Below are 5,013 nucleotides of genomic sequence, written 5' to 3' on the forward strand. Positions count from 1 at the left end.
AGGCTCGATCACAGCACCCGAACGGTCACCGTGCGGGACCATATGCTTGGTCTTTTCGATCTCTTTCAGCCAGCCGTTTTCTTCGGCATTGGCGATGATCGCCTTACGCGCGACGAAACGATCCATGCCAACGAACTCGGCAGGGATTTCTGGCACTTCATCGGCAATGATGCGCGCCAGCGAGTCCATGATGTTCAGCGACGGCAAGCCCGCGCGCTTGCCAACCTGGAAGTCGTTGAAGTCGTGCGCAGGCGTGATCTTCACTGCGCCCGAACCCTTGGTCGGGTCGGCATATTCATCGGCGACGATCGAAACGCGGCGATTTGTGATCGGCAGGATGACGTCCTTACCGACCAGACCCGCATAACGCTCGTCCTTCGGATGCACGGCTACGCCGGTATCGCCCAGCATGGTTTCAGGGCGCGTGGTGGCGACCACGACATAGTCGCGGGTTTCAAACTCGGTCGGCTTGCCCTCTTCGTCAAAGGCAACCGGATGCTGATAGGTGACGCCATCGGCCAGCGGATAGGCGAAGTGCCAGTATGCGCCGTCGACTTCTTTTTGCTCGACCTCGAGGTCCGAAATGGCGGTCTGGAAATGCGGGTCCCAGTTCACTAGACGCTTGGCGCGGTAAATCAGGCCTTCGCTGTACAGTTGCACGAACACCTTGCGGACGGCCTCGTTCAGGCCCTCGTCCAGCGTAAAGCGTTCACGCGACCAATCACAGGATGCGCCAAGACGGCGCAGTTGCTGGATGATGGTTCCGCCCGACTGGGCTTTCCATTCCCAAATCTTTTCGACAAAGGCTTCGCGGCCCATCTCGCGACGGCCCGGCAGGCCATCGGCCGCCAGTTTGCGCTCGACCACCATCTGGGTGGCGATACCGGCGTGGTCCGTCCCCGGAAGCCACAGGACCGACTTGCCCTTCATGCGGTGATAGCGGGCCAGAATGTCCTGAAGCGTGTTGTTCAGGGCGTGGCCGATATGCAGGCTGCCCGTCACATTCGGCGGCGGGATGACGATCGAATAGGCCTCGGCAGCGCCGTCGGTCTTGGGCTGGAACTGTCCGCTGTCTTCCCACTGTGCATACAGGCGGGGCTCGGCGGCCTTCGGATCGAACGTCTTTTCAAGCATGGTCATGTCTTTGTCTCTAGCGCACGGCGCAGTCCGCGTCGCGGGCCGAGGGGGATGAAATAGAACAGAAAAAGGCGGCCCCGCCGGAGCCGCCCTCATCATTTAATATCTGGTGGCGTCAAAGGCTAGTTCGCACTGCGGGCAATACGCTCGACTTCCTTGCGAACTTCGCGCTCGACGATGGCCGGAAGATTGGCATCCAGCCACGATTTCAGCATCGGACGCAGCATGTCGCGCACCATGCCTTCAACCGTATTGCCGCTATCAAACGGCATGTTCGGCACATCCGACATGGCCGGACGACCTACAGATGCCGCAAGACCGGCAAAAGATGTGGCTGCATTTGCAGCCGTGATTTCGCTAACCAGATTATCGTCCGAAGCGGGGAAGTCGGCGACCGGATAGTCTTCGACAACCGGCTCTGGCTCCGGTTCGGCTTCAAAGACCGGTGCGCTGACATCCAGATCACCGATCACTTCGGCCTGCGGTTCTTCGTAAGGCTCGGTCAGTTCCAGAACCTCGTCTTCGGCTTCGAAGTCAGGTTCGGCGACGATGTCGGCGACAGGTTCAGGCGCAGCTTCGGCAGCTGTTTCCGCAGGCGCGTCGTCTTCAGAGATGATCCGGCGGATAGACGCCAGAATCTCTTCCATTGTCGGTTCCTGAGTGGTCTGATCGGTCATGGCGAGCCTTAGATGCCTCAAGTCAGCGATTGTGCCGCCGCGTAACAGAAACCTAAAGTTTTAAGAAAACGGGAATCGGCAGCGCGCGTATCAGTTGTTCTGTCTTCGTCGCATCATCCCCGAGCAGAATCAACGGGCGTTTCTCCCCTTATTGGGGATGTTGGGCATAACCTGCCCCGCCCGTGATCCGGAATTCAGCTTTGGCAACAGTTAGGGGCGCGGTGCTGTCCGCACGATTTCGCCCTTCAGTTCACGATCAACCGGTGCGTCTTCGACATCGGCTGGCGTCGCGATACGCGGCGAACCCAATGCGTCAAACGCCTCGACCAAACCATCCCACGGCAAAGCACCGCGTGTGCGGACCGAACGATAGTTCGCTTCGGCGTCGTATGCATCCAGTGTCGGGTCCAGCGAAGGGCCGCTGAGACGGCCCATGGCCGACAACAGCTGGGCCTGAGCCACGTAATAGTTACGGCGGGCCGATGCCAGCGACACCTGCGCGTTACGCAGTTCCAGTTCCTGGTTCAGCACATCAAGTGTGGTGCGAAGACCAACCTGAGCTTCCTGACGCACACCCTCGGCGGCGACGGAGGCTGCACGCACGGCTTGCTCGACAGCCAGCAGAGACGAACGGGCCGAAGCCGACTGCGCAAAGGCCGAGCTGACCGACTGCAGGACGTTACGACGCTCGCCCTCGATATTGATCTGCGCCGCATTGGCATATTCCAGCGCCTGCGCCACACGCGAACGGTTCAGACCGCCCGTGAACAGTGGCACCGAAATCTGGGCACCGGCTGTGAAATTGGTATTGGCCGAAAGGTCCGCATTCGAAAACTCGTTCGAAGTGCCACCATAGGATGCCGTCAAACGGGCATTCGGACGGTATTCCGCACGCGCCGCAGCCACATTGGCCTCTGCAGCCGACAGATTGTGCTGTGCTGCCAGCAGGGCCGGATTATTGACCAGACCCTCATCCAGAGCCGCATCGAAATCCGATGGTACATTCGGCAGTTGCGGTAAGTCTTCCAGGCTGCTCGGCGACTGGCCGACAACCGTTGCATAGGCCGCACGCGACACCGACAGCTGGGCCTGGGCCTGTGCCAGATCCGATTCAGATTGCGCCAGACGCGCTTCAGACTGTGCGACGTCAGTGCGGGTGATTTCGCCCACTTCGAAACGTGCATTCGATTCATCGAGCTGACGACGCAGGACCTGCAGGTTTTCCTGACGTACGCGCAGGATTTCCATATCGCGCAGGACATCGGCATAGGCCTGAATAACCGACAGCATCACGCGCTGCTCGACACCGCGCAGATTCTCGCGGCCCGCCAAAATACCGGCATCAGCCGAAGCAATAGCATTGCGGGTGCGACCACCCGACCAGATTGTCTGGGACAGCTGCACCGTGGCCGACAGCGAATCCGATTCGCGCGTACCGCCGACTGTGCTTGTCGAACCGGGAATAGTGCCCGTGGCATCGGCCACACCGTCACCATCCAGATCGATCGGCAGGAGCGTCGCGCCAGTGGTGGTCGTTACACGATCACTGTCGCTATTTTGGTAGTTGGCACCGGCAGAAACACTGACGTTCGGACGCAGGCCCGCACGGGCCTGAACCGTGGTCTCATCCAGAGCGCGCTGATTGGCACGCTGCGCCAACAGGGTCGGATTGGTGCGATAGGCCAGATTGACCGCGTCACGCAGGGATTCGGCCATGGCCGGACCGGACAGTCCGCCCACAATCAGAGAAATGACAGCTGCCGAAGCCAGAACGCGAGAGCGATTCAACATAAAACCTGTTCCTGTCTGCCCCGACGGGGTCATCCATGATGCCTAACACCGGTGTAGATGGCTGCAAGCGGCCATCTACGCCAGTTAAGTTTTTTTCACGCAGGTTACGCTCGGTTCCGTCGCCCCCGTGGCGGGTATTTTAAAGCGCGAACGTCGGTGCCGCAGCCAGTTCGTTCAGAATGACAGGAGCCGCATCGAACAGTTCGCGACGCGAAACGCCCTCGGCACCCTTCACATAGACCACAGCCTTGCCGACAGGGCCGGTACGCTCGACGACAACCAGACGGCCGTTCAGAGCCAGAGCGGCGATCCAGGCATCCTGACGGGCCGGTACAGCAGCCTCTGAGACGATCACATCATAACCCTCGCCCGACACCTGGGTCAGGGGAGCCACAACGGTTTCGACGCCATAATCAGCCAGAGCTTCGCCGGTAACGGCAAATACGTCTGCATTCGAATCCTGAACCGTGACCTTCAGGCCCATCTTGGCCAGAACAGCAGCGGCATAAGGGCCGACCATAACCAGAGCCTTTTCACCGGCCTTGGCATCAGCGCCTTCCAGAAGCTTGCCCATATCACGCGGCAACATCAGGCAACGATCGCCGGTGATTTCCGGCATCACATCGGCATAGGCCGAGAAGGCGCGTTCCGGCGCACAGAAACGCTCGCGTTCGACAGAGCCCATAGCAGCGTGCAGTGCGCGGTTCGTCACGTCATTTACGCGGACTTGCGAGTCCACCATAACTTTGCGTGCAGCAGCGAAATCCATGTTTCAGGGTCCTTGAAGGCGACAAAGGCAAAAAATCTGCCGCGCTTATAAGACTCTACGTTGCGATCCGCAAACTAATCAGGTAGTCACCCCTTCCTCGCAGCAATGCAGCGCCCCTCGGGGCTGCGGCCTGATGGCGGAGTGGTGACGCAGAGGACTGCAAATCCTTGCACCCGGGTTCGATTCCCGGTCAGGCCTCCATCGCGACAAACAGTCAGCCGCCCTTCGGGGCGGCTTTCTTGTTTCTGCTCAAAGCTTCAGCCGCCGGACTTCCAGCCGTCGTCATCCTGCGCCTTGGCGATTTCCTCCGAGGTCGCGTCGGGCGCGCCGTCGGCGTCCTTGTCGGTGAAACGTCGAGGCTGGGCAAAGGCGAAGCCCGCGCCGGCCACGACAAAAGCCAGTACGCCGATCAGCACCAGCGCCGTAAAACTGTCCATGATCGCCTCCTTGTTCAGAAGGCCAACGCCGCAGCGCGCCGGGCGCTCCAATCCAACATCTGATCTGCGAGCGCTAAAGCCCCTTCACTGCTGTCAGATGGTGAAGCGCCACCGCACTGGTCGTGGCGACGTTCAGGGAATCAAATCCGCCTGACATGCGAATGGCCAGCGGCCGGCAGCGGGCGATCACCTCCGGCGCCAG

At 60.2% G+C, this 5,013-nt stretch carries 5 protein-coding genes and 1 tRNA gene; 1 reads left to right on the forward strand and 5 read right to left on the reverse strand.

The genetic code is table 11. The features are described 5' to 3' along the window. The 4 genes from RSB01_RS13460 to RSB01_RS13475 form a co-directional block, all read right to left on the reverse strand. Positions 1-1,134, reverse strand: a 1,134-nt coding sequence (locus tag RSB01_RS13460; protein ID WP_332625669.1) for a class I tRNA ligase family protein, incomplete at its 3' end; no start/stop codon positions are given. A gap of 125 nt (positions 1,135-1,259) precedes the next feature. Continuing rightward, complete coding sequence (locus RSB01_RS13465; protein WP_332619869.1) at positions 1,260-1,814, reverse strand: DUF2497 domain-containing protein; 555 nt, start codon at positions 1,812-1,814, stop codon at positions 1,260-1,262. A 210-nt stretch (positions 1,815-2,024) separates the two neighbouring features. Further along, complete coding sequence (locus RSB01_RS13470; RefSeq protein ID WP_332625667.1) at positions 2,025-3,605, reverse strand: TolC family outer membrane protein; 1,581 nt, start codon at positions 3,603-3,605, stop codon at positions 2,025-2,027. 139 nt (positions 3,606-3,744) lie between these two features. Further along, the gene (locus RSB01_RS13475; protein ID WP_332591811.1) at positions 3,745-4,374 is read right to left on the reverse strand and encodes a protein-L-isoaspartate O-methyltransferase; all 630 of its coding nucleotides are present in this window, start codon (positions 4,372-4,374) and stop codon (positions 3,745-3,747) included. Positions 4,375-4,501: 127 nt separating this feature from the next. On the opposite strand from RSB01_RS13475, the gene RSB01_RS13480 reads away from it, so the two are divergent. Continuing rightward, positions 4,502-4,575: transfer RNA gene (locus tag RSB01_RS13480), tRNA-Cys, on the forward strand. A gap of 56 nt (positions 4,576-4,631) precedes the next feature. On the opposite strand, the gene RSB01_RS13485 is transcribed toward RSB01_RS13480, so the two are convergent. Continuing rightward, the gene (locus tag RSB01_RS13485) at positions 4,632-4,811 is read right to left on the reverse strand and encodes a hypothetical protein (protein ID WP_184273281.1); all 180 of its coding nucleotides are present in this window, start codon (positions 4,809-4,811) and stop codon (positions 4,632-4,634) included. Positions 4,812-5,013 lie beyond the last annotated feature (202 nt).

The sequence above is a fragment of the Brevundimonas sp. genome (assembly GCF_036659295.1).
Taxonomy (GTDB): domain Bacteria; phylum Pseudomonadota; class Alphaproteobacteria; order Caulobacterales; family Caulobacteraceae; genus Brevundimonas.